The following is a 606-nucleotide window of genomic DNA, read 5'->3' on the forward strand; positions in this document are numbered from 1 at the left end:
AATAACTCTTTAATCTGTACCAACTTGCCATGATGATTCTTAACTTTACTGTTCTTCTTAATCCGTATGGCAAAGGGTATGTGATTATTGGTGAGCCAGTTAAACCATTTTTCGCCAACAAACTCTCTGTCCGCTACTATCATCTCAAGGTTATCTTTGCCAAATTGTTTGATAAACCGCTCAATAAGTTCACAGCGTTCAAGATGGTTTGTATTACCTCGCTTATCTAGCATTTGCCAGTATAAGGGGATGGCTATCCCTTTATATACCACCCCTAGCATAAAGATGTTGAGGTTACTTTTACCCCATTTCCAGTTGGTGCGGTCAATGGTTAAGGTGACTTTGCCTAGTCCAAATAGTCGATATATCATTAAAGCCAGTTGATCGTAGTCTATCCTCGCTTCGGCAAAAAATCGCTGTAGTCTGCGATAGTGACTGTCGGTCTTGCCACCCTTAGGAAAGATGTCTTGCTATTTTTTTTAAGATTACTGCTTTGAGCAGTAATCAGGGCTATTATCATTAGGCTCAAACAATTGATTCTTGCCTTGTTCATACTCAGGTTTTGGGTTAAAGTTTCACTAAGTCTGTTAAAGTTTGGCATGGTCT

General features: G+C 39.4%; 2 protein-coding genes. Both read right to left on the bottom strand.

The genetic code is table 11. The features are described from left to right. Positions 1–371, bottom strand: a 371-nt coding sequence (locus JFC07_RS13060; RefSeq protein ID WP_198329231.1) for a transposase, incomplete at its 3' end; no start/stop codon positions are given. Positions 372–391: 20 nt separating this feature from the next. Then, positions 392–606, bottom strand: a 215-nt coding sequence (locus tag JFC07_RS13235; protein ID WP_227697983.1) for a hypothetical protein, incomplete at its 5' end; no start/stop codon positions are given.

This window comes from Psychrobacter faecalis (genome assembly GCF_016107575.1).
Classification (GTDB): domain Bacteria; phylum Pseudomonadota; class Gammaproteobacteria; order Pseudomonadales; family Moraxellaceae; genus Psychrobacter; species Psychrobacter faecalis.